Source organism: Methylobacillus methanolivorans, assembly GCF_044751345.1.
In the GTDB taxonomy this organism is placed as follows: Bacteria; Pseudomonadota; Gammaproteobacteria; order Burkholderiales; family Methylophilaceae; genus Methylobacillus; species Methylobacillus methanolivorans.
In genome coordinates, this window is record NZ_JBIWXY010000002.1 from 159,329 (window position 1) to 182,273 (window position 22,945).

Sequence of the window (22,945 nt, forward strand, 5' to 3'; positions counted from 1 at the left end):
TCCTGATTAACGCAAGCTGGCAAACACTTGGCGGGCGGCCGCTATGGTCTGGTCGATATCGGCTTCGCTGTGCGCGATTGACACAAAACCGGCCTCGAAGGCAGATGGAGCCAGGTAAACCCCCTGCTCCAACATGCCGTGGAAGAAGCGGTTGAATGCTGCCTTGTCGCATTGCATGACTTCGGCAAAGCTATTGGGGCAGTGCTCACTGAAATAGAGGCCGAACATGCCGCCCACGCTTTGTGCACTGAAGGTAACGCCAACATCACGCGCTGCCTGCACCAGGCCATCAGTCAGCTGGCGCGTCTTGGCGGCCAGTTCGTCATGGAAACCTGGGCGTTGCAATTGCTGTAATGTCGCCAGGCCTGCAGCCACGGCGACAGGGTTGCCAGACAATGTCCCTGCCTGGTAGACCGGCCCTAATGGCGCGAGGAATGCCATGACATCGGCACGGCCACCGAATGCGCCAACGGGCAGGCCACCGCCAATCACCTTGCCTAGCGTGGTGAGGTCGGGTTTGATGCCAAACAGCTGCTGTGCACCACCCAAGGCAACGCGGAAACCGGTCATCACCTCATCGAAAATTAGCAAGGTGCCGGATTGTGTGCATAAGGTGCGTAGTGCATTGAGGAACGCGGGGCTGGGGTTCACCAGATTCATGTTGCCTGCCACAGGCTCAAGGATGACGCAGGCAATCTGCTCGCCAAGCTCACTGAATAACTGTTCCAGCGCTGCAACATCATTGTATGGCAGGGTTAATGTATGCGCTGCGAGTTCAGGAGGAACGCCCGCAGAGCTGGGTTGGCCAAAAGTGAGCGCTCCCGAACCAGCCTTGACCAGCAAGGAGTCGGCATGGCCATGGTAGCAACCCTCGAACTTGAGGATCTTGCTGCGGCTGGTGAAACCGCGTGCCAGGCGAATGGCGCTCATAGTGGCTTCGGTGCCGGAGCTGACCAGGCGTACCTGTTCCATGCTCGGCACTAAGTGGGTGATGAGTTGCGCCATGTCCAACTCTAGCGCAGTGGGTGCGCCGAAAGACAAGCTGTTAGCGGCTGTAGCCTGCACTGCAGCAATCACATCGGTCTGGGCATGCCCCAGGATCATCGGCCCCCAGGAGCCAACGTAATCGATATATTCCTGCCCATCTTCGTCCCACAAGCGGGAGCCTAGGCCGCGCTTGAAGAACACCGGTGTGCCGCCCACCGAGCCAAAAGCGCGTACTGGTGAATTCACGCCGCCGGGGATCAGTGTCTGGGATTGCTCGAATAATTGCTGGTTTCTACTCATGGCCTGGCTCTAGCTAAAAAGTTGGTTGAATTGGTTGGCTTGCGCCTTGATATCCGCTGCATTCCACAAGGCACCAATCACCGCAATGGCATCGGCACCCGCGCTGACCACGCTGGCAGCATTGTCCAGCGTGATCCCGCCGATGGCAACGACAGGTACGCCTAGTTCTCTCGCCTGCTGGAACAATGTCATATCCGCACGTGGTGCGTGGGGTTTGGTGGATGAGGGAAAGCAGGCGCCGAAGGCCACATAATCAGCCCCCAGCCTGGCTGCCTGCTGGGCAAGTCCAAGGTTGTTGTAGCATGAGGCACCAATGATCTTGCTGGCTCCCAGTGTGCTGCGTGCGGCAGTGATGTCGCCATCGTCTATGCCAAGGTGAACGCCATCGGCATCCAGCTTGGCGGCAAGCTCAACATCATCATTGATGATTAATGGCACCCGGTAAGCCCGGCACATTGCCAGCAGGGCTTGGGCTTGTTCCCGTGCTTGCTCGCCGGATACGCGCTTGTTGCGATATTGCAGTACGGTGGCCCCTCCTGCGAGTGCCATTTTGCAGAGGTCCAGCAGGCGGGCGGTATCTGTTTCATCCGGGGTGATGGCATACAACCCGCGGATGGCCACGGGGCTATTCTTCGTCATCAGACTCTTCGCGTGCCCAGAACAGGCGGTCGGGAATATATTGCCCCATGCCAGGGCGGAAGGCATGGCGTAGCGAGTGCCAAGTGTATTCCTGCGCCTCTGCGATAGCTTCCTCCATGCCCAAGCCGTGTGCCAGGCAGGCCGCGATGGCAGATGCCAGCGTACAGCCGGAACCATGATAGCTACCAGGCAAGCGCTCGCAAGGGTAGGAGCGCAGCAGTTTTTGCGAGCCGTAAAGATTGTTGATGACTTGCGGCGCACGTTCGTGGGTGCCGGTAATCAGTACATATTCAGGCCCCAGTGCCAACAGGCGCTCTGCGACTTCATCGATGGAGGCATGCTCAACCTCATCGCTATAGTCGCCGGTAAATGCCAGTCGCCTGGCTTCCAGGCTATTTGGCGTGATCAGTGTGGCCTGTGGGAACAGCAGGTCTATCATGGCCTCCTGCATGGCTTCGTTGGCCAATTCATCGCCTCGCCCGGAGGAGAGCACTGGGTCAATCAATAAGGGCACATCGGGATAATCGGCGACGATTTCGGCGATCACGGCAATATTTTCCACGCTGCCCAACATGCCCAGCTTGAAGGCAGAAATCTGCATGTCTTCAAGGATGGTACGGGCTTGCTCGTTGATCAGCTCGGCATCCAGCGAGACGACATTTTCCACGCCCACCGTATCTTGTACGGTAATGGCGGTGACAACAGATACGGGATGGCAGCCAATGCTGGATAGCGCCAGAAGGTCGGCTTGCAAGCCTGCACCACTACTTGGGTCAGTGGCTGCGAAGGTCAGCACGCAGGGTGGCATGAGGTTGATTGTTTCCATGGCGGGTCCTGTCAATGGATAAGCGGGCTTGAGCCAGGCAAAGAGTTGGTCAGATAAATATTCATGTAGGACGTCATTTTAGCCTAATCGACATTGAAAGGAGAGGATAGGCTTGTGTTGAGAGGCAAGATGTCGTGAAAGTGCTATTGGGTGGTGTTGCCTTGAGCGCTTGCTACGCTTATTTCTTGGGCAGTTGTATATCGAGTAGTGTGCTCTGATAAATAAGCCATTTTATAAAAATGGTTTTGCATGATGGCGCTAAAGCCTTTTAGAATAAAAAGACACCTACCATTGAAAAGGCCATTGCCCATGCCGCAATCCAGCCAGAATGATGCAGTTCTTTGGCATGCACTCAAGACCAGCGAAGTGCTTGAGCGTGTGCAGTCCACCCAAGAAGGCCTAAGTAGTAGGGAAGCGGATAAGCGCTTGCAGGAGTATGGCAGGAACGAGTTGCCTCCCCCTAAACGTCAACATCCCGTGATGCGTTTCCTGTCGCAGTTCAATAATGCCTTGATCTACTTCATGTTGTCGGCGGCAGTGATTGCTTTCTTCCTTGATCATGCTGTCGATTCAGCCGTGATCCTGGCGGTGGTGCTGATCAACGCAATTGTCGGTTATATCCAGGAAGGCAAGGCTGAGCAGGCGCTGGATGCGATCCGCAATATGATGGTGCCCCATGTCACGGTGGTGCGGGATGGGCACCGCCAAACCCTGGAAGTGGGCGATCTGGTACCCGGCGACGTGATCGTGCTGGAAGCTGGCGACAGCGTGCCGGCTGATGCACGTTTGCTCAAGGCCAGGCAGCTTTCCAGCGAGGAGGCCATTCTTACTGGCGAATCGGTGCCCAGCCAGAAACAGGAGCATGCGGTGGCAGAGAATGCCGACCTGGGAGATCGACATTGTATGCTGTATTCCGGCACCATCATTGCGGCAGGCCAGGGGCGTGCCGTGGTGGTGGAAACCGGTAGCGCAACGGAAATCGGCCGTATCAGCAGCATGATTGCCAAGGTGGAAACCCTGGAAACACCCTTGTTACAACAAATCAATCATTTCGGGCGCCTGTTCACCTGGTTTGCCCTCAGCCTGGCCCTTGGCCTGCTGGCGTTTGCCAAGCTGGTGCAGAACTATAGCTGGATCGATGGATTTATGGTGGTGGTAGCGATCTCGGTGGGTTTGGTGCCGGAGGGCTTACCTGCTGTGATTACCATCACCCTGGCGATTGGTGTGCAGCGCATGGCGAGGCACAACGCCATTATTCGACGCTTGCCCGCGGTGGAAACGCTGGGCGCGACTTCAGTGATCTGCTCGGATAAAACCGGTACCCTCACCCGGAATGAAATGACAGTCAGACGCTTGGTTGCAGGCAAGGCGCATTATTTGGTGGAGGGGACAGGCTATGTGCCCGAGGGCGAGATCAAGCCGCAGGAAGGTGCCTCTGGTCGTGGGTGGGAAGATCTGGTGCTGGCAGGCTTCCTCTGCAACGATGCCAAGCTGAAGCAAGAATCCGGGCAATGGCACGTGCTGGGCGACCCTATGGAAGGTGCCTTGGTGGCACTGGCGATGAAGGCTGGGCAAGACATTCAGCAGGAGCGCAATGCCTGGAAGCGGCTTGATGAAGTGCCTTTCGATAGCAAGCACAAGTTCATGGCAACGCTGCACCGCCATGAGGAGCATGGCACCTGGATGTTCATCAAGGGTGCTCCGGAAAGCGTGTTGGAGCGATGCCAGCAACCTGATCACGACTATTGGGCTGAGTGCATTAGCGAGGCGGCCCATCACGGTGAGCGCGTGCTCGGTTTTGCTGCCCGGCGCTGCGATGATGGCAAGCAGCAGCTTGAGTTCAAGGATGTCGAGAATGACCTGGATTTTCTCGGCATCATGGGCTTCATTGATCCGCCGCGTGAAGAGGTGCTTGATGCAATCGCCAGCTGCCGCTCTGCCGGGGTCAAGGTGAAAATGATCACTGGGGATCATGCCGCGACAGCACAGGCGATTGCAAAACAGCTGCACCTTGCGGAAGAGCCTGGCGTTATGACCGGGGCAGACCTCGACAAGGTGCCAGATGAAGAGTTGAGCGCTGTGCTGGCGAAAACCAGTGTATTTGCGCGTACCACGCCTGAGCACAAGCTGCGCATCGTCAAAGCCTTGCAGCAACAAGGCGAAGTGGTCGCTATGACGGGTGATGGCGTCAACGATGCGCCATCACTCAAGCAGGCCGATGTAGGCATTGCCATGGGCAAAAAAGGCACGGAGGCGGCTAAGCAGGCTTCGGAAATGGTACTGGCAGATGACAACTTTGCCACCATTGTCTCGGCCGTGCATGCTGGGCGCACGGTCTACGATAATGTGCGTAAGGTGATTGCCTGGACTTTACCCACCAACGGCGGTGAAGCGCTCGCCGTGGTGGTGGCCTTGTTGCTGGGCATGTCGTTACCGATGATCCCGGCGCAGATTCTGTGGATCAATATGGTGCTCACGGTGACATTGGGCTTGGTGCTGGCTTTCGAGCCTGCCGAGCCTGATGTCATGGAGCGCCCTCCGCGCCCGCGCAATGCCGCCCTGCTCTCTCCTTTCCTGCTCTGGCGCGTGGGCTTTGTGTCAGTGCTGTTTACCATCGGCGTATTCATCATTTTTGAATATGCCATGCGACGTGAGCTGGGTGAGGAAGTGGCGCGTACCATGGTGGTGAATACTCTGGTGGTGCTGGAGATATTCTACCTATTCAACGTGCGTTACCTCAATGCCAAGTCGTTCAGCTGGCGCGGCTTGCTTGGCACGCCCATACTCTTGATTGCACTGGCCGCTGTGATATTGGCGCAGCTGGCGTTCACCTATGCTGCACCTTTGCATGCCTTGTTTGCCAGCGCGCCGATTGACTGGAAAGATGGTCTCGTGATCATATTGATCGGTATTGTCTTCATGTTGGTGCTGGAAGTTGAGAAAACTCTGATGCGAAAACGCGGCAAAACCAATGTGTTGGCAGAATCTTAAGGAAGGAAATCCCCCGGTGACGACAGAATTCAAGACCAAACAACCCCGCCAGTTACTACTGGCGACAGATCTCGGTGCGCGTTGCGATCGTGCCCTTGATCGTGCGGTACAACTCTCGCAGGCTTGGCATGCACCGCTGACGGTTGTGCATGCTTTTGAGCAGATTGAACCGATTGCCGATACACCCGGCTGGCGTCAGCCGCAGGATATTGCCTTGGCGATCCAGGCTGAGTTGGTAGAGGAGTTAAGCGAGACAGGCCTCCCAGGTATCAGTGCGCGTGTGGTGCGCGGCAAGCCGAGTGAGGTGGTGTTGCAAGTGGCTGAGGATGTGCAGGCAGAATTGATCTTGACCGGGGTCAAGCGTGATGGCGCTTTTGAGAAGGCTTTGCTTGGCGATACCGTGGCAGCGCTGGCACGCCAATCCCCCGTGCCTGTGCTGGTGGTGAAAAAGCGTCTACGCAAGCCTTACGGCAAGATTGTGGTGGCTACTGATCTTTCAGAGTTGTCGCGTGCGGCACTTGCCAGGGCGGTCGATATGTTTGGCCCGGAGAACCTCGTTGTTTTCCACGCTGCTTTTGCTCACTTTGCCAGCCGCATGGATGATCGCGTGGCTTATGAAAGTGAATTGCGCGAGGACGCCATCCAGAATTGCCGTGATTTTATTCGGGATGTTGCCGGTGAAACAGCGGCAGCCAACATTGATGTAGTGGTGGAATATGGAGAGCCTGACCTGCTGCTGGAGTCCTATGTGCAAGACAAGCGCATAGAGTTGGTGGTGGTGGCGACACATGGACGCAGTGGCTTATTGGGGGTGTTGCTGGGTAGCATCGCAATTCGCATCCTGGATAGCGTTGCCTGTGATGTACTGATCGTGCGCAGCTGATATGGACTTTTAGGTAATTCTGACAGCGCTTTCAGTCAGTGCCCTATCCAGCGCGATGTCATCCCCCGCTAATCTGGAGACTCATCATTTTTGCATTTGCAAGGAGCAATATCATGAGTCTCTCTCACGGAATACTCCCCGGCATGCCTGTGATCTGTTCCCAAGGCAAGCAGTTTGCCACCGTGGATCACATGGAAGGTAGCAACCAGATCAAGCTCACCAAGGATGAAAGCGGTCAGCATCACTTCATTCCCGTGAGTTGGGTAGCTGCCACGGATAACGCAGAAGTGACGCTGAACCGTCCTGGTGATGAGGTGAAGCGGCAATGGTCTACCACCCCCAAACCTGAACAACCGAATGCTTACCAGTAAGTACTAATGCCTTGCCCGATCAGAACGAGCGGCTCCACTGCGCGCTTAGAATATCCACGCGGGCGGAAAATTCTCCCTGGATATTATGGCGTACTGCCCCTTCACTACTGTGATTGATGCTGGAATCCTTCATCCGCAGATAGGCATAGCCAACATCAATAGTGTTGAATGGATCTAGCTTCCAGCTTGCACCAACCGCAAACCAGGTACGATCAGCATCTGGAATGCGTGGGGTGCGGTGGCTGGCATCAGGCACAGGTGTTTGGTCATAGGCGACGCCTGCACGCAGTGTGAGTTGGTCGTTGTATCGGTAGTTGCCACCCAGCGAAAATCGGTAGCTGTCATTCCATTTGGTATTCGTGACATTGTCAGGCAAGCTACTGTCAAACTGTACGCGTAATTCCTTAAAGCGACTCCAGTTGGTCCAGGTGACATCGGCAAGTAACTCCACTCTGTCATTCAGCTGTTGTGCCAAGCTAAGCGAGACGGTTTCTGGCATGGAGAGATTGGCACTAATGTCGGAATTACTCAATCGAGAGGCCAGTATTGGAGATGCATGCCGGAAACTGGCCTCACCTTCCAGCTTGTGCTTGATATGGGAGCGATAGCTCGCGCCTAGCGCGGTACCTTCCCATGGCTTGTAAAGCACACCTAGATTGAAGCCCCAACTAATATCGTCCCCCTTCATTTTTCCATAGCTATCTGTAGTTACCAGACCACTGGTCATGGTGCGAGCATCTATGGCATTGGTGAGTTCAGCCTTCACGTATTGCAGGCTGATACCGCCACCAATTGACAGCTTTTCGCTGGCCTTGAACGAAAGCGCCGGGTTGACATTGATAGTCATGACCTCGGACTTCAGCGCCTGGTAGCGGCCTTTCCAGCCGTTATCGTATTCCGAAGTCAGTCCATACGGCACCGTGATGCCTAAACCAAACTTTAGGTCGGGGTTCAGGTCGCCAGCAAAGTAGAAATTGGGCACCAACTCCAACGAAGCGGCATCACCACCATCGTTACCGGCAATTGGTGTGAGTGCTCCAGTGGTAGGGTTTATATAGTTGGCTTGGGCATTCCTCAGTTTTGCACTGGGCAAGATGGCACTGCCGCCAACAATAATTTGCTTGCCTGGGGGCAACCATGACAGGCTGGCAGGATTGAAAAACTGGATACTAGCGTCATCGGCGCGCGCTGACATGCCAGCGTACGCATTACCAAAGCCAGAGGCGCTTTGCTCAATCAGGGCAAAGCCTGCTGCATGAGCACTTAGGCTCGCTCCACTACTCACTCCCCAAACCAATAAAAAGCATAGACGCTTGATCATTTTTTAATTCCATCGGTGATATTGGCATCAAGTCTTCATATTAACGGCAAAGCGTAAAGATTGTTGAATTTTCAATAATCAATCAGACATTTACCTTGCAACACAATTATGCTACGTGTGTACATGTAGTGCTTTTTTTAACCTTCATTATGGGGAGTTTTATCATGAATGCTGTTGTTGATTTCAATCCGTTAGACACTGTTCAATTTGAGCAAGTACGCACTCGCTATGATGCCGAGTTCGGTATTTCTTGGCTGTTCATGCAGCCGAATCCAAGGCCTTGCTTCAATCGTATTTGCATGCGCGAACTGCTGCTGAATCAAACCCAGATCGAAGCCGCACACTTGCATCCTCAACATCGCCCACAACAGGCGACGAATTATCTGGTGTTGGCATCGGATGTGGAAGGTATCTTTAACCTCGGTGGCGATTTAGCGATTTTCAAGGCGGCAATTGAGCAGCAGGAAAGAGCAAAGCTGCTTGAATATGCCCAGTTATGCATTGAGAACCTGTGGACTTTCTACAATATGCAGGCTCCGATCACCACTATTGCGCTGGTGCAAGGCCAGGCCATGGGTGGTGGTTTTGAGGCTGCGCTTTCTGCCCATGTGCTGGTAGCGGAAAAAGGCTCGTTGATGGGCTTGCCGGAGGTGTTGTTCAATCTATTCCCTGGCATGGGTGCAATGAGCTTTCTTTCACGTCGTATAGGCCTGACTGCTGCAGAAAAGATGATACGTTCTGGCAAGGTCTACACCGCTGAGGAGTTGTATGACCTAGGGGTTGTGGATGTGTTGGCGGAAGCTGGTGAGGGCGAAAAGGCGTTACAGGATTGGGTGCGTAAAACGCATAAGTCGCTGAACTCCTTCCAGGCTATCCAGAAGGCCAAGCAGCGTGTGAACCCGCTTACCAAGCAGGAGTTGCTGGATATTACCGAGATATGGGTCGATGCGGCACTGCGTTTGACCGAGCGTAACCTCAAGGTTATGGAGCGTCTGGTCCGTGCACAGAACACCAAGGTTGGTGAGCAGGAAGAAGTGGTTAGAGTTGCAAGATGAAAGCTAACTTGAGGCAGCCTGCCGGCTACTCAAGTAATCGTTGATTGCTTGCTTGGCTGCCTCAAAAGCTTTATCCAGTTGCTCGAACATGATGGTACCGCGGAAGCGCAGTTCCTCGGGGCTGGCTTTGTCCATCAACTCTGCCTGTTGGCTTACGGCGATGGCGCCTATACTCAGGCTATTACCTTTTAAGGCATGCAGGAATTCATGCAACTCACCATAGCGCTTGGCGGCAAGGTTCTGCTTGATCAGCTTGATCAGCGCCCCGCAATCGGTCACGTATTTACCTAACAAGCGCGGCACAAACATGCTGTCCTGCCCACCTAACAACTCCAGTTCGGCTAATGTAGCAGCAGACAGCACATCGCTCACATGGGCAGATGATGCGGGGGTTGTTGCTTCCTCTTTCTTTGCATATAGCTGGGCAACCTGGCCAGATACAGGTAAGCCGCCCTTGAGATTGGCAATGGTATCAAAGAGTAGCTTGGTTTCAATTGGCTTGGTCAGGTAGGCATCGAACCCGGCCACCTCTGCAGCAGATTTGGTTTCCACCGTGGCATCTGCGGTAAACAGGATAAATTTGGTGTCCCGGTCATCTGGGCGCAGGAAGCGGTAAAGTTTTAATGCATCAATCCCGGTCATGCCAGCCATGTTTAGGTCGGATACCACCAGATCAAATTGCTCTACTTCCAGCTTGTCCAGCAGTTCATCGGCGTTGTTGACCACGGAAACATGATGACCAGGCAGTTGTAGCAGTTTGACAATGATGGTCTGGTTGGTGACATTGTCTTCGCAGACCAATATCCTCAGTGGCTTGGTCGTGGCTGGCGGTATCTCGTTGATAGGTACTGGTGTGGCGGCCGGGGCACGGCTGCTAATCTCAAGGGTAAGATCAAACCAGAACCGGCTGCCAACATTTGGTGCACTGTTCAGGTTTAGCTCACTACCCAGCGCTTCAACCAGGCCTTTGGCAATCGTGAGCCCGAGGCCGCTGCCGCCAAATTTGCGGGTGGTGGAAATATCTGCTTGGGTAAAACTGTCAAAAATACGGGCGCGCTGTTCGTCGGAAATCCCAATCCCTGTGTCAAGCACCTCAATGCGGAATACACCGTGATGCGCTGTTGATTCAAGTGTTTTGACAGTGAGGGTGACAGCACCCTGCTCCGTAAACTTCACTGCATTGCCAACGAGGTTCGCGAGGATTTGTTGCAGGATATAGGGGTCACTCTTGACGCGAATTTCATCAAGCTCAATGATTTTTTCCAGCCGTATACGTTTATTAAAGGCTTGGCCCTTGAACACCTCAATGGTCTGTGCTGCCAATTCGCGCAGGGAAAGCTCAGCTTGTTCTACCTGTAGCTTTTCCTGCTCAATCTTGGCGAAATCCAGCACATTGTTGAGTTGCGATAGTAGTTGTTTGGATGAGCTTTCCAGGGTGCGCAACAGCTCATCTTGCTCGCTATTGAGCGGGGTATTGCGCAGTAATGTGCTGATGCCGATGATGCCATTCAATGGTGTACGAATTTCATGGCTCATGTTGGCGACGAAGCGCGTCTTGGCATGATTGGCCACCTCGGCTTTTTGCTTGGCTTCCTCAATGCGCGTGATCAGTGTGGCTACATAAATCGGCAAGGCGGCGAGCATAAGCAACAAGCTGTAGCTGATAGCCTGATGCTGCAACCAGAATGGATTGATGTTGATGGTATAGAGAAAGCCGACAACGCTGAGGAACTGGGAGTGGAACAGGTATTTGTTGCCAAAGCGGAAGCCGTTGCCAAAAGTGACCCACAAATATACCCCGACCAGAATCACCCCCAGTTCGCCGGTCATGGCCATGAACATGGTGGGCAAACCGATATCGAGCCAGGCGCCAGAAAGCCTGCGTAACGTGGCATGTTGACGCGTAAACAGGATGAGTGCGAAGAGTACGAAGGACAGTAGTTGGAATACGACTGTCATGGGAATGGCCAACGGGAAGGAGCCGCTGATGGATGCGGGCTCACTTATTTCTCGATACACCAGGAACACCAGAAATGCCATGCAAAGCCAAATGCGGATGCTGGCTTGCTCCAACTCCAGCGGGTCGCAATGCCTGCGGAGGTGCTGCCAGTATTGCCTGGCCCGCTTCAAGGGTTGCATTAATGACATCATGCTGGTCAACGTGTCTAAAAGTTGGTGTTCACTGCGATCATGCTGCAGTTCCCTGCGTTAGTTGTGAGAATGTATAGGTTGCGCTTAGATAAAGTTATATTCAAGCCCCTGGGATGGAAATTTATAGCCTCAGGAAGAATGGCGCTTATGGATTTCCTCGAACAGCATGCGTACATCAGGGATGAGTTTGATGAGTTCCGGGTCGAAGTGCTTGCCGTTTTCGGCGATGAGGTAGTCGATAGCGCTATCGACGCTCCATGCCTTCTTGTATGGACGGTGGCTGGTGAGTGCATCAAATACATCAGCTACCGCGACGATACGTGCGGACAGTGGGATTTCATGACCAGACATGCCATAGGGATAGCCTGACCCGTCGAATTTCTCGTGGTGTGCCAAGGCAATCTCGCTGCCCTTCTGCAAATACTTCGATGGGCTACCTTGCAGGATTTCATAGCCAATCAGCGGGTGGCGCTGCATGATCTTCTTCTCTTCTGGCGTGAAGGGGCCTTGCTTGAGCAATACGCTGTCGGGGATACCAATTTTGCCAATGTCATGTAATGGCGCAGCTAGCTCAATCAGCTCAGCCTCCTCTTCAGGGAAGCCGAGAGCCTCTGCCAGCACCCGGCTATATAAAGACATGCGCAACAAGTGCTGTGCTGTATCGTAGTCGCGATATTCCCCCGCGCGGGCAAGGTGCATTAACGTTTCTTTCTCGCGCATGAGGATGTTTTCGGTCGCTTCCCGGACCATGCTTTCTAGCAAGCGACTTTTATCTTCCAGTGTCAGGCGCTGTTGACGCAGGGTGATCAGGTTTTTGCATCGCGCCATGCACTCATGCATATCGACCGGCTTGGTGAGGAAATCAGTCACCCCAGCGTCAAGCGCCGCATAGCGGATTTCTACATCCTGCTTGATGGTGATCATGATGGTGGGAACGGATTGATATTGTGGCAGGCGGGTGATTTCATTGATGAAACACAGACCATTCATCCCAGGCATTTCGTAATCCACCAACAGCAGGTCTGCGGTGTTGTCCTGCGCCCAGAGTAAGGCTTCTGTCGGGGAGGAAAACTCGAAGGTTTTGATACCTCGGCCAAGGTTTCTGACAATCTTGGACAGGATGGAGCGGCTGACGGCCTGGTCATCCAGGATCATTACCTTGGCGGTATCAACGAGGTTGAGGGTCTTCATAATAGTTTCGTTCTTAGTCCAGGGGGGGTACTAGTCACAGCGTCTATAGAGTATGGCCTTTATGTCCATGCCATTTATTAGCTAGCGCATCAGTTTCATTATTATCATACAGGCAGATACGAAAGATTGAAGCATGAGATAACATTGATTGATATTTCGAATATCCATTAACGACAATATCATGAAGAAAGTCATCGCGATGACCATTGCTACATCACTGTGCTTATTACGTAAGCGCGGGTAAAAGTATCCGGCTGTAAAACTGGGTAAATGGGGCAACATGGCATGTTTACCGCGAGTGCGACTCTTTCATGTGCGGGGCGACAGCGCGAGCCAGAAAAAATGCCAATCCTACAAAGAACAGCACCACCAGCAAGGCATGACGTAAAGAATAATGCTCCCCGATGAAACCTAGTAATGGCGGCCCCGCCAGAAAGGCAACATATCCGGCTGTGGCAACTATGCTGACACGTGCCGTGGCATGGTGACCGGTATCGCCAGCAGCGGAAATCGTCAGCGGGAAGCCCAGGGATGTGCCCAAGCCCCAGAACAGTACGGCGATTGCCGCAATGTAGGGATGGTTGGTAAAGATGACCATGCCGATCCCGATGAGGCCTAGCAGTGCGCTGGTACGCACCACCGACACCCGGCTGAAGTGTGTGAGGAAAAAGTGTCCGCTGAAGCGTCCGAGTGCCATCATGCCAGCAAATCCAGTATAGACCATGGAGCCTATGGCTGCGCTGACATGATGTTCATCGACCATCAGGATGGGAATCCAGTCGGTTGCGGAGCCTTCTGCCAATGCCATGCCAAGCACAATCAGGCTGATGCACATCAATTGAGTATCGCGCCAAGGCTTGAATGGCTGGGTATTGGCATCGTCTACATCTGCTTCACTTGCTGACTCAACCCCCACACCACCTGGTATGGCACGTAGCCCCCATAATGTCATTGGGATACCTGCCAGTGCGGTGAGCGCAAGGTGCCAGGTCACCGGAAAATGGATGCTGGTGAGAGCAATGCCGAGCATGCCGCCCAGGAATGTGCCCAAACTGAAACCGGCATGCAGCATGGCAAGTGCTGGACGTTGCATGATGCGCTCAATTTCAGCGCCTTCAACATTGAGTGCGATCTCTCCCAGCCCTATGCCCAGCCCAAACAGCATCAGGCCCAAGGCCACCATCAGTGCCAGCGTAGATGCCAGGCCCACTGCCATGATGGCCAAGCCCAACCACATGGTGAGCATCCCTGCCCGGATGACAGGCTTGGTGCCCCAACGCTGCACGAACTTGCCGGAGCTGAGCACCCCGCTCATTGCCCCCACCGAAATGCTGAACAATATCAGGCCCATTTCTGCGATGGAGACGCCTAGCTGATCCCGGATTGCCGGCGTGCGCGTGACCCAGGAGGCTACGGCTATCCCGGCTAGCAAAAAGAAGGTGAATAATGCCTGGCGGCGTTGTATGACGGTCATCATGTATCGATATAGGCTGCGTGTTCGTTAAGTGGCTGGTGCAGCCTGGTTAAAAGCTGATGGCGAGCGAAGTCAATGCTGTGAAGTTGGTGGATGCCATCGATTCATTGCCCTTGATGAAGATAGCATCTGGGCTATCGAATTTCCTGATCTCGGTACGCCAGAGCAAATTGGGTGTGATGGCATAATCCACGTTCGCCGAGTAGCCAAAAGTCCTGAAACCATTGCTATTGCTTGTGCTGACAATGACACCATGCTTGTCTTGATAATATTCGGCACGTGCTGCCAAACTTAGCTTATCCGATACTGTATAGCGCACGATTACCACTGGCGCAAACCAGTTATGGTAACTGGCACTATCCTTGGTGGCTTGCTCTGCGCCCAGATCCAGTGCGGCAATCAGGCTCCAGGCCCGGTTCAAGGTGAACTGACCATACAGGTTGTGGAAATAGCGCATCTGGCGTTCGCGGTCAGATTTGTCGTTTCCGATAAATGAGCTGCTGTTGATTGTGACTTTGTCATTGGGTTTGTAGGTGAGTTGGTGGCCAAACGCGGGGGTGGTATTGCCGTCGGCACGTTGGATGCGTTGCCAGCCATTCAAGAGCAAGCCGCTTACCAGCCATTTTCCGTCTGCCGTGGTGTAAGTCAGCTTGGCCCCCGTTTCAAAATAAGGCGAGTTTTCTGCCACGAGGCTACGTGTAACTGTCCAGTTGTCCTTGCCGATCGCGCTTTCAAAACCAATGTGGGAGGGCATCACCCCGACATCTAGCCACAGATCATGTTGGTCTGAAAGTTTGAGCCCAATATTCGCTTCGTAAAGATTATTCAATAACCCAGGTTCCGCCGCATAGTTGGCGCGCATATAGGTTCCTGTTGCAATGCCAAGATTGGCCCTGAATTTGTCAGTGTTGTACGTGGCCTGCACCAACGCTAGGTTGATACTGGGCTCATCTGCCCGACTATGGCTGTAGATAAAGTCCGGGCGGCGGTTATTGCCGGGGCGGTTAAAGTCTCGTTGATAATAAGCTTCGATATAACCGCTGATATGGAGTGCATTGTCCGTGGTGTCAGCCTGTACTGTCGCGCAGCCCAACCCGAATATCATCATGATCATCAGCAGGAAATGCTGCATAAAGGCAGGGTGTGAAAGCGGTGTCATTTGAAGGTGTAAAAATGGTGGATGATGGTAATGACGGCACCATGACGCTTTTGTTGAGGCTTGATGACGCCAGCGTAGACATGGAGCGGGATGTAAAGGTACTGACGGTAATGGAGCGGGCGACGGGAATCGAACCCGCGTATCGAGCTTGGGAAGCTAGCGTTCTACCATTGAACTACGCCCGCACAGGGCGCGATTATACCCGTTTCTATCATCTCGAACATGCTTTGAATGCGGCATTATGTCGCATTCTTAAGCCTCTTCATTCCCACTACAATCCTTCGCTTTGCCGTTTATAGCGGTGTACTTGGCGCAGGAGCAAGGGGATGGGGATGAAAAGAAGTGTACAGGCAGTAACAAGGCAAGCGATACCACTCAAATGGACCGTACTGGTGTTGGCTCCCTTGTTTGGTAATGTGGCTCAGGCAGAGCCGGAGCACGATCATGTACAGCACCTGCCTGAAGTGGAGGTCACAGCCCATGCGCATGATAGCAACAGTGATTTGCACAAGCGCATGGTCAATAGTGCGGATAGCACGAGCCTGTTGCAGGATTACACCGGGCTATATTCTTATCAGGCAGGCGGCATCTCGGCCTTGCCAAATATCCGCGGCATGAATGACAACCGCATCCGCATTCTGGTCGATGGCGCAGAGCTGACAGCAGCCTGTGCTAATAACATGAATGCCCCACTGACGTATATTTCCCCTGCTGCGGTTGCCAATGTCAGCGTGCTGGCGGGTATTACGCCAGTGAGCATGGGCGGTGACAGTATCGCCGGCACGATCACTGTCGATTCTGCCAAGCCCATTTATGCTGCCAGTGCCGATGCTTGGTTGTACCAAGGTAGTTTCTCCACGGTATACCGGAGCAACAACAATGGCTTGAGCACTGCGCTGAATGCCACGGCGGCCAGTGATAACTTGAGCCTGAATTTCACCAGCACCATGGATAAAGGCCAGAGCTATCGTGATGGCAATGGTGACAAGGTGCGGGCGACGCAGTTTGAGCGTCATATCCAGACCCTGACGATAGGCGCCAAGGGTGAGAATGAGGATTTTATGCTGCGTCTGAGTCACCAGGAAGTGCCGCATCAGGGCTTCCCCAACCAGTATATGGACCTGGTCGGTAACAAGGCGGATTCGATAAATGCGAGCTATAACCACCGTTTCGCCTGGGGTGATCTGGATACACGGATTTACTGGCAGGAAGTGAGCCACGAGATGGGCTTTTTCTCTTCCGAAAAAACCGGCAGCATGCCAATGAATACACATGGCAAGGACATGGGATATAGCGTCAAGGCAACCATTCCGTTGAGTGATGTGCATACCTTGCGTATCGGTAATGACCTGCATCGTAACAAGCTGGATGATTTCTGGCCTCCCGTACCGGGTGACACCATGATGATGGGCCCAAATACCTATGTGAATATTAATGATGGTCGCCGTACTCGCCTGGGCGTATTTGCTGAGGTGGAGTCTCAGTGGAATAGTCGCTGGAGTTCCTTGTTCGGGGCGCGGGTTGACCATGTGCGTACCAGTACTGGCGAAGTGCAGGCTTATGGCGGCATGATGGGCATGGCGGATATTGCGGCTGCGAGTGCATTTAACGCAGGTAGCCGCTCTGCCAGTGATAATCACCTTGACGTGACGGCAACAGGTAAATACGAGTTGTCCGAGACGGCTAGCGTGGAGTTCGGCTATGCACGCAAGACACGATCGCCTAACCTGTACGAACGCTATTCCTGGGGGGCGGGCCAGATGGCGCGGATGATGATAGGCTGGTTCGGTGACCTGAATGGCTATGTTGGTAACCCTGACCTCAAGCCCGAGAAGGCCAATACCATTAGTGCCACCATGGACTGGCACGATGTTGATAAGAAATTCTGGCAGCTCAGGGTGACGCCTTACTACACCTATGTACAGGATTATATTGGTGTGGAGCGTATAGGTACATTTGCCTCAGGAACGCGTGCGTATCTGCGCTTTGATAACCAGGATGCCCAGTTCTACGGTATCAATGCCGATGCTGCCAAGCAGCTATGGCAAGATACTGCTTGGGGCGAGGGCCGTGTGCGCGCTAGCCTAGCCTGGACACGTGGCGAGCGTACCAACGGTGATTCGCTCTACCAGATCATGCCGTTGAATGCCCGGGTTAGCCTGGAACAGAAAAAGGGTGCGTGGTCCAATGGCATGGATGTGCAGTTTGTTGACAGCAAAACGCGTGTAGATGATGCACGTTTTGAGCGTGAAACGGGTGGCTACACCTTGGTGGATCTGCGCAGCAGTTATCAATGGCAGAAGGTACGCCTGGATTTTACAGTCACCAACTTGTTTGATCGCTACTACGCATTACCTACCGGTGGCTTGAATTATGCCAATTGGAAGGCAGATGGTTCTACTGGGCCCATCGGCACCCTGGCTGGCATGGGCCGCTCGGTCAATGTTGGCCTGACGCTGGATTTCTGATCAGGTGCCTGTGTGGGCCGGGCGCTCAGCGCCAAACATCCTGAAGTAGCGTTCGCGCATGGTGGCGCTACCCTGCATTCCGCCCTGGTGTATGTAAAGCCAGGGCTGCGTGAAGTGCTCACGATGTTGCAGGATGCAGGCCCACGCGGGCAAGTCATACAGCAGGTCAAAGCTGATGCCGGTTTCGGCAGCTAGTTCGGCCTGCAATTCCCACAATTCGCGGTAGAGCGAGCCAAAGCGGTAATGCGGTGCATGCGCCAAAATCTCCGGCATACCTTCTGCATTTCCCATCTGCGAGAACGCCTGTTGCAGGTAGAGCGCATCTCCATACCCTGGGGTGGTGATCACCTTGGTTCCTGGCATGGCGGCGGCAAGATGATAGGCGCTGACTCCGGTGCCGGATGGCAGGAATACCTGATGAAAGCCCAGTGTGCTGCCGACTTCCATGATCTCCTTGCCTAACGTTGTAAAGCCGTGAGCGACATGTGCATGCTGGGCTCCCTCACCCAGCATCCATTCATGTTCATCCGGCACAAAGGCCTGTTGCGTCATGCGGCGATACAGCTTGCTGTCGATATGCATGTGCATACCGCGATGCAATGCCAAGGCAAGATTGCCCTTGGGCTGTGCCTTTAGCTCATCCGCCAGGTAGGGCAATACATAATGGAGCTCCGTGCCCATGAGTTGTGCAAGTGCACTCAAGGCCAGCATGGCGTTGGATTGGGCAGAGCCATAACTCCAGATGCGCTTGGGTACTGGCAGTGATGAAAGATTTTCCAGGAAGTAGGCCAATTTATACAGCTTGTTGCCCTCGATCGCCTCGAAATACTCGACTGGTATGCCCTGGCAGAATGCAGGTGCAGGCATGGTCCTGACAATGCGATTGCCAGAGAGGACTGCCGGGGAGAGCAGGCTGGATTCGATGCGCAGGATGAAATCTATCCCGGCAAAACTACATTGTAGATAGCTGAAACTGGGCAAGGCCATGGGGAAGGCTCGGTAAATGCTAGTGATGATACTCAAGCAAGACCTAGACCATCAATAGAAAACACCGGCCATCAGGCCGGTGATAAGGGAGTATTACTAGAGGAGAATCAAATCACACTATTTGACTAGTGTTTGGTACAGGTCTTGTTGAAGGACTCAATCTGTTTCTCGGCCTCTTCCTTGGATATGCCATAGAGTTCCTGCAACTTGCCGGACAACATTTCACGGTTGCCCTTGATTTGCTCGAATTGATCGTCGGTCAGCTTGCCCCATTGCTGGCGCACCTTGCCCTTGAGTTGTTTCCAGTTACCTTCTACTTGATCCCAGTTCATGGTCTGCTCCTAAAATTTAAAATTAAATTTAAAAGTTATTCAGGTAGAAAATCGCAATGCGATTCGTCTGGTAGCCATCATAGGCAATGATCAGGGGGCAGGCAGTCGGGGGAAGGATGAATTGCCTGTCAGTGTATGCTGACAGGCAACGAGGGCAACAAAGTTAGTCGCCATCTGGTAGCCAGGCGCGGCGCCACTCTTGAAGGTGCGCCCCTTCCAGCATCCAATGCGCTAGCACCTCTTGGCGCAAGGCATCGCCTGCCTTTGCTGTCGAATCCAGGTCGGCAATATGCATACGGATGGCATCGACCCAATCGCGGAAGCGGTTCTTCACGCGGGTAACAGGCAGGTTATCCTCCTGGTAGCAGCGGATATCGCTGCAAATGACAGGGAAGCCGCAAGCACCATACTCCAGCAGGCGCAGGTTGCTCTTGCACTCGTTGAACAGGTTCTGCTCGACAGGTGCCAAGGCAAGATCCAGGTTGAGGTTGGCAAGTGCTTGTGGATATTGGCCGATGGCTACTCCCACATGAAATTCGTGTACATAGGGGCGCAACGCTTCTGGGCACATACCAAAGAAAACCCACTCGACTTCATCTGCAAGTTCTTTCACCACATCGGCAATCAGCTCGAGATCGCCAGTATGGCTATTGCCACCTGCCCAGCCTACACGCGGTTTGGCCGAGACACGGCGTTGACTTTGCAGGCCTTGCCACCAACTGACAGGCAGACGATTCTTGACGACGCGAATGTCAGCATGCAGATCAGCAAAAGCTTCTGCCAGGGCCGGGGTGGAGACGACAAAGCGGTCAACAAAGCCCAGGCCCTGCCGCAAGGCCTTGACGGCATCCTTGGTGATCAGCTTGCGGTGCATGTTTTTCATCGGCAGGTTGGGCAGGTAGTCATCCAGCTCATATACCTTGAAAGCCTGCGAAAAAGCTTTCATCCTGCGAATCACCTCAACACGCTCTTCCGTGGTTTGACGTTGCAGGATGATGGCGTCAGGTGCGTAGCGCTCCAGCTCGACGGGTGAGAGCAGATTGCCGGAAATCGTCCCATCAATGAGGGTGGCATCACGCATGGCTATCATGGGTTGAATAACGCGATAGTGTCCGCAGCCATAAGGGTCAGCGTGATGCGCCAGTATAGTAGGCACTGGCTTCCAGGCTTGTAGTGGACGCCAAGCGAGTGTCGGTTCGGCAAGCTTGAAGCCTGGTTCTGCCTGTAAGGAGAAGCCCAGGTTGTAGGCAGGGTCGCGTGCTAGCATGGGCAACCAGCGTGCATACATTGCATCCTCCTCGCTGGTGCTGGCGGTGGTACCCAGTGGCATATCCATGAGCAGTGTGACGCGTGGTGTCCACACATTGAGGAAGCCAGCCTGATGCAATTTCAGGCATAAATCGACATCGGCCCACCGTGAGAGCAAAGGTTCTTCATCAAAACCTCCCGCTTGCAGAAATAGCTCACGACGCAACAACAAGCACTCGCGGCTTAATGCAGTGTATTGCTGGTCAAGCTGCAAGCGTTGCATGTAGCCGCTGTCATCATGCGATAAGCCTTCAAAGGCATGCCCTGCCGGGCCGTGTAAGCCGAGCAGCAAGCCCGCATGGCGGATTTTGCCATCGGCAGAAACCAGCTTGCCGCTCACGGCACCTACTTCTGGGCGCTGACCGTGATTAAGCAACTGCTGCAGCCAGTCTGGGCTGAGGATGCCAGCACCATCGCCCAGCCAGAGCAGGAATTCGCCATGTGCTTGTTGAGCAGCCTGGTTACAGATCATTTCACGCGATAAGCCTGCCTCAAAACGCAGCACGCGCAATTGCGGTAGCGCCATGGCTTCAATGCCAGCGAGCCAAGTGCAAATATCCGCAACCTGATTGCCATGATCCAGCAGTAACACTTCGTAATTGGCGTAGCTGGTGTTCTCCAGCAAGGTTTCCAGGCAGCGCTGGATTTGCGAGAGTCTATCCTTGACGACAATGAGGATGCTGACGCCATGCTGTTGTGCATGGCCATAATCAATGGCATAACACCTGGGCATATGGCTGCGCACAAGCGCTTGTTCATAGCCGCGATTGCGCAGGTGCTGCGCTATCACGGCCTCTTCTTCTGCGCAGTCTGCCATCTCTAGCTTGTTGCCGATCACGACAGGCTCGCTGATATGGGCGATGCTGCCCAGGCCCAATTGCTCTATAAGGCGTAACTGGTATTCCAGCTCAAAAGCCCGGCTTGCTGTCGTGGAAAAACCGTCCAGTTCAACAAGGCTTTCCCTGCGGAAAAACCAATGCGGCGACATGCTGGCCGGGAAGCTGAGCAATAAATCCAGGTTGAGGTCGGGGCGCAAGTTAAGGCCAAGCTCGTTGTCCTCCAAGCGCAGAATGTCATCAGCATAGGCGGCATGACAGGAGGCGGGCAAGGTCGGCAAGTCCAGCGCACTGATCAACAGGCCGCTGGGCATGAATTCACTCCCTGTTTCGGCCAGCAGTATCCACTCGGCTTGTATTTCGGTCAGGGCTGCGTTGATGGCCGCGGTAGTACTGGCTGTGGATGGTACTGTGACCAGTTTGGTGTCATCTGGCAGCACAAGTGATGCTAAGGGTGAGAATATCCATATTTCAATGTTGTGATAGGTGTTGGCTGCACGCAGTTTGCCCAGAGTGTGCTCAATGGCTTCCTGCGTTCCCGTGTAATCAATCAGCATGATGGCAATACGTGGGCCACCCTGTTGTGAGGCAAGATGTTGGTCAATCAGTGAGCACTGGGCCTCCGTTGGGCGACGAATCCCCAGCCAGCTTGCGAGCGAGACACTGCCCAGGCCTGCTGCACGCTGCAATGCGGCTAGCAGATCGACAGGCTTGAATATGCGGGCTTTTAGCGACGTGATGGGGGCAACATTCACCAAGCGGTTGTTCCCTGACGTGCGGTACCAGCCCAGCTCGCGAATGGCCTTGCGGAAATCGGCATGGCCCTTATCGCCAATGCCTGCCTGGTCACGGCCTATCTGGCTGAATTGGGCGCGGGAAACGCGGAAGTTGGTCAATGGCTTGGCAAGGAAAGCAAAGTTACCCCGCTGCAATAACTTGACGCACAGGGCCAGGTCGCCTACCCAGTCGATGATCTTGCCATTGAGTGACATCAGCGTATCGACCATCTCCAGCACATCATTGCGTCGCACCATGATGCAGCTTGGCTCGCCAATGAAGTTGATCGTATGGTCACCCAGAAAGGACACCAGCTCCTTGCCATTGATAATGACATCACCAGAAAACGGGAAGCAGGTCGCCATGATATCTGGCAAGGGTTCTCCATCTTCATCAATGCGTTGCCGACGTGAAGATGCCAGCACAACGTCTGCCTCGTTTTCCATCACTGCAACCAGTGAGGCAATACAGTCCGGTTCAAGTACGTCATCATCGTGCAGGAACTTGATGTATTTGCCTTGCGCAAGCTTGATACCGTTCACCGTGCTGGGGAGCTCGCCATCCGGGACAGCATTTCTGGAGTAGTGAATCGGGAAAGGTGAAGACGCCTGCTTTTGCTGGACGAGCGCTTCGATATCCCGACCAGGGTTGTCATCGCAAATAACCAGCTCCAGCGCTGGATAGGTCTGCGCCAGTGCGCTATCCAGGGCTTGCTCGATGTACTGGAGCTTATAGGCCGGCATGACGATGCTGACCAGCGGGAGTGGAGTTGTCATGCGTTGTTACCTTTGAATCTATGATTGACCAAATGAATAGTATAACGAGGGGAATTATGCTTTTATTCTTATGATTAACGGGGATAAAGTCGAATTAATATCTAGATAGTAGC

Annotated in this window: 16 protein-coding genes and 1 tRNA gene; 5 read left to right on the plus strand and 12 right to left on the minus strand. The window is 53.8% G+C overall.

Translation table 11 applies throughout. The features are described from left to right. Positions 1–6 precede the first annotated feature (6 nt). The 3 genes from hemL to thiD are packed head-to-tail and all read right to left on the minus strand — an operon-like array spanning position 7 to position 2,752. Positions 7–1,287, minus strand: coding sequence for a glutamate-1-semialdehyde 2,1-aminomutase (hemL, locus tag ACIKP9_RS10335; RefSeq protein WP_400882319.1), 1,281 nt, complete (start codon positions 1,285–1,287; stop codon positions 7–9). A gap of 9 nt (positions 1,288–1,296) precedes the next feature. Then, entirely contained in the window at positions 1,297–1,926 is a 630-nt protein-coding gene (gene thiE, locus ACIKP9_RS10340; protein WP_400882322.1) for a thiamine phosphate synthase, read from the minus strand. Further along, positions 1,913–2,752 carry a bifunctional hydroxymethylpyrimidine kinase/phosphomethylpyrimidine kinase gene (thiD, locus tag ACIKP9_RS10345; RefSeq protein ID WP_400882325.1) on the minus strand — a complete coding sequence of 280 codons (840 nt, stop codon included), beginning with the start codon at positions 2,750–2,752 and terminating at the stop codon, positions 1,913–1,915. The genes thiE and thiD overlap by 14 nt, the downstream gene beginning before the upstream one ends. A gap of 309 nt (positions 2,753–3,061) precedes the next feature. Between thiD and ACIKP9_RS10350 the strand changes: the two genes are divergently transcribed. The 3 genes from ACIKP9_RS10350 to ACIKP9_RS10360 all read left to right on the plus strand — a co-directional run bounded on the left by ACIKP9_RS10350 (position 3,062) and on the right by ACIKP9_RS10360 (position 6,997). Next, positions 3,062–5,743 (plus strand): cation-transporting P-type ATPase, encoded by a 2,682-nt coding sequence (locus tag ACIKP9_RS10350; protein WP_400882327.1) that lies wholly within the window; start codon positions 3,062–3,064, stop codon positions 5,741–5,743. A 16-nt stretch (positions 5,744–5,759) separates the two neighbouring features. Continuing rightward, positions 5,760–6,626, plus strand: coding sequence for a universal stress protein (locus tag ACIKP9_RS10355; protein ID WP_400882330.1), 867 nt, complete (start codon positions 5,760–5,762; stop codon positions 6,624–6,626). Between the two features lie 113 nt (positions 6,627–6,739). Beyond that, the gene (locus ACIKP9_RS10360) at positions 6,740–6,997 is read left to right on the plus strand and encodes a DUF2171 domain-containing protein (protein ID WP_400882333.1); all 258 of its coding nucleotides are present in this window, start codon (positions 6,740–6,742) and stop codon (positions 6,995–6,997) included. A gap of 19 nt (positions 6,998–7,016) precedes the next feature. On the opposite strand, the gene ACIKP9_RS10365 is transcribed toward ACIKP9_RS10360, so the two are convergent. Beyond that, positions 7,017–8,318, minus strand: coding sequence for an OmpP1/FadL family transporter (locus tag ACIKP9_RS10365; protein WP_400882336.1), 1,302 nt, complete (start codon positions 8,316–8,318; stop codon positions 7,017–7,019). Between the two features lie 164 nt (positions 8,319–8,482). Here ACIKP9_RS10365 and ACIKP9_RS10370 point away from each other — a divergent pair, with 164 nt between their 5' ends. Next, positions 8,483–9,373 (plus strand): crotonase/enoyl-CoA hydratase family protein, encoded by an 891-nt coding sequence (locus ACIKP9_RS10370; protein WP_230348433.1) that lies wholly within the window; start codon positions 8,483–8,485, stop codon positions 9,371–9,373. Positions 9,374–9,376: 3 nt separating this feature from the next. On the opposite strand, the gene ACIKP9_RS10375 is transcribed toward ACIKP9_RS10370, so the two are convergent. The 5 genes from ACIKP9_RS10375 to ACIKP9_RS10395 all read right to left on the minus strand — a co-directional run bounded on the left by ACIKP9_RS10375 (position 9,377) and on the right by ACIKP9_RS10395 (position 15,533). Further along, positions 9,377–11,512: an ATP-binding protein gene (locus ACIKP9_RS10375; RefSeq protein WP_400882341.1), complete on the minus strand. Its 2,136-nt coding sequence runs from the start codon at positions 11,510–11,512 to the stop codon at positions 9,377–9,379. Positions 11,513–11,653: 141 nt separating this feature from the next. Further along, positions 11,654–12,715, minus strand: a complete 1,062-nt coding sequence (locus ACIKP9_RS10380; protein WP_230348435.1) for an HD domain-containing phosphohydrolase — start codon at positions 12,713–12,715, stop codon at positions 11,654–11,656. Positions 12,716–13,004: 289 nt separating this feature from the next. Then, positions 13,005–14,192 carry an MFS transporter gene (locus ACIKP9_RS10385; RefSeq protein WP_400882344.1) on the minus strand — a complete coding sequence of 396 codons (1,188 nt, stop codon included), beginning with the start codon at positions 14,190–14,192 and terminating at the stop codon, positions 13,005–13,007. Between the two features lie 46 nt (positions 14,193–14,238). Then, the gene (locus tag ACIKP9_RS10390; RefSeq protein WP_400882347.1) at positions 14,239–15,348 is read right to left on the minus strand and encodes a porin; all 1,110 of its coding nucleotides are present in this window, start codon (positions 15,346–15,348) and stop codon (positions 14,239–14,241) included. A gap of 111 nt (positions 15,349–15,459) precedes the next feature. After that, positions 15,460–15,533, minus strand: a tRNA-Gly gene (locus ACIKP9_RS10395). Positions 15,534–15,680: 147 nt separating this feature from the next. On the opposite strand from ACIKP9_RS10395, the gene ACIKP9_RS10400 reads away from it, so the two are divergent. Further along, on the plus strand, positions 15,681–17,816 hold the full coding sequence (locus tag ACIKP9_RS10400) for a TonB-dependent receptor (RefSeq protein WP_400882350.1): 2,136 nt from the start codon (positions 15,681–15,683) through the stop codon (positions 17,814–17,816). Here the strand turns inward: ACIKP9_RS10400 and ACIKP9_RS10405 are convergent, their stop codons facing one another. From ACIKP9_RS10405 to ACIKP9_RS10415, 3 genes are all read right to left on the minus strand, one after another. After that, positions 17,817–18,839: a hypothetical protein gene (locus ACIKP9_RS10405; RefSeq protein WP_400882353.1), complete on the minus strand. Its 1,023-nt coding sequence runs from the start codon at positions 18,837–18,839 to the stop codon at positions 17,817–17,819. 89 nt (positions 18,840–18,928) lie between these two features. Beyond that, positions 18,929–19,135 carry a CsbD family protein gene (locus ACIKP9_RS10410; protein WP_230348443.1) on the minus strand — a complete coding sequence of 69 codons (207 nt, stop codon included), beginning with the start codon at positions 19,133–19,135 and terminating at the stop codon, positions 18,929–18,931. A gap of 163 nt (positions 19,136–19,298) precedes the next feature. Further along, positions 19,299–22,832, minus strand: a complete 3,534-nt coding sequence (locus tag ACIKP9_RS10415) for a glycosyltransferase (protein ID WP_400882357.1) — start codon at positions 22,830–22,832, stop codon at positions 19,299–19,301. Positions 22,833–22,945: the final 113 nt, after the last annotated feature.

Excerpts from the sequence above, each read along its gene's own strand:
- hemL (WP_400882319.1), bottom strand. The coding sequence starts at position 1,287 with ATGAGTAGAAACCAGCAATTATTCGAGCAATCCCAGACACTGATCCCC.
- thiE (WP_400882322.1), bottom strand. The coding sequence starts at position 1,926 with ATGACGAAGAATAGCCCCGTGGCCATCCGCGGGTTGTATGCCATCACC.
- thiD (WP_400882325.1), bottom strand. The coding sequence starts at position 2,752 with ATGGAAACAATCAACCTCATGCCACCCTGCGTGCTGACCTTCGCAGCC.
- ACIKP9_RS10350 (WP_400882327.1), top strand. The coding sequence starts at position 3,062 with ATGCCGCAATCCAGCCAGAATGATGCAGTTCTTTGGCATGCACTCAAG.
- ACIKP9_RS10360 (WP_400882333.1), top strand. The coding sequence starts at position 6,740 with ATGAGTCTCTCTCACGGAATACTCCCCGGCATGCCTGTGATCTGTTCC.
- ACIKP9_RS10365 (WP_400882336.1), bottom strand. The coding sequence starts at position 8,318 with ATGATCAAGCGTCTATGCTTTTTATTGGTTTGGGGAGTGAGTAGTGGA.
- ACIKP9_RS10370 (WP_230348433.1), top strand. The coding sequence starts at position 8,483 with ATGAATGCTGTTGTTGATTTCAATCCGTTAGACACTGTTCAATTTGAG.
- ACIKP9_RS10375 (WP_400882341.1), bottom strand. The coding sequence starts at position 11,512 with ATGCAACCCTTGAAGCGGGCCAGGCAATACTGGCAGCACCTCCGCAGG.
- ACIKP9_RS10380 (WP_230348435.1), bottom strand. The coding sequence starts at position 12,715 with ATGAAGACCCTCAACCTCGTTGATACCGCCAAGGTAATGATCCTGGAT.
- ACIKP9_RS10385 (WP_400882344.1), bottom strand. The coding sequence starts at position 14,192 with ATGATGACCGTCATACAACGCCGCCAGGCATTATTCACCTTCTTTTTG.
- ACIKP9_RS10390 (WP_400882347.1), bottom strand. The coding sequence starts at position 15,348 with ATGACACCGCTTTCACACCCTGCCTTTATGCAGCATTTCCTGCTGATG.
- ACIKP9_RS10400 (WP_400882350.1), top strand. The coding sequence starts at position 15,681 with ATGAAAAGAAGTGTACAGGCAGTAACAAGGCAAGCGATACCACTCAAA.
- ACIKP9_RS10410 (WP_230348443.1), bottom strand. The coding sequence starts at position 19,135 with ATGAACTGGGATCAAGTAGAAGGTAACTGGAAACAACTCAAGGGCAAG.
- ACIKP9_RS10415 (WP_400882357.1), bottom strand. The coding sequence starts at position 22,832 with ATGACAACTCCACTCCCGCTGGTCAGCATCGTCATGCCGGCCTATAAG.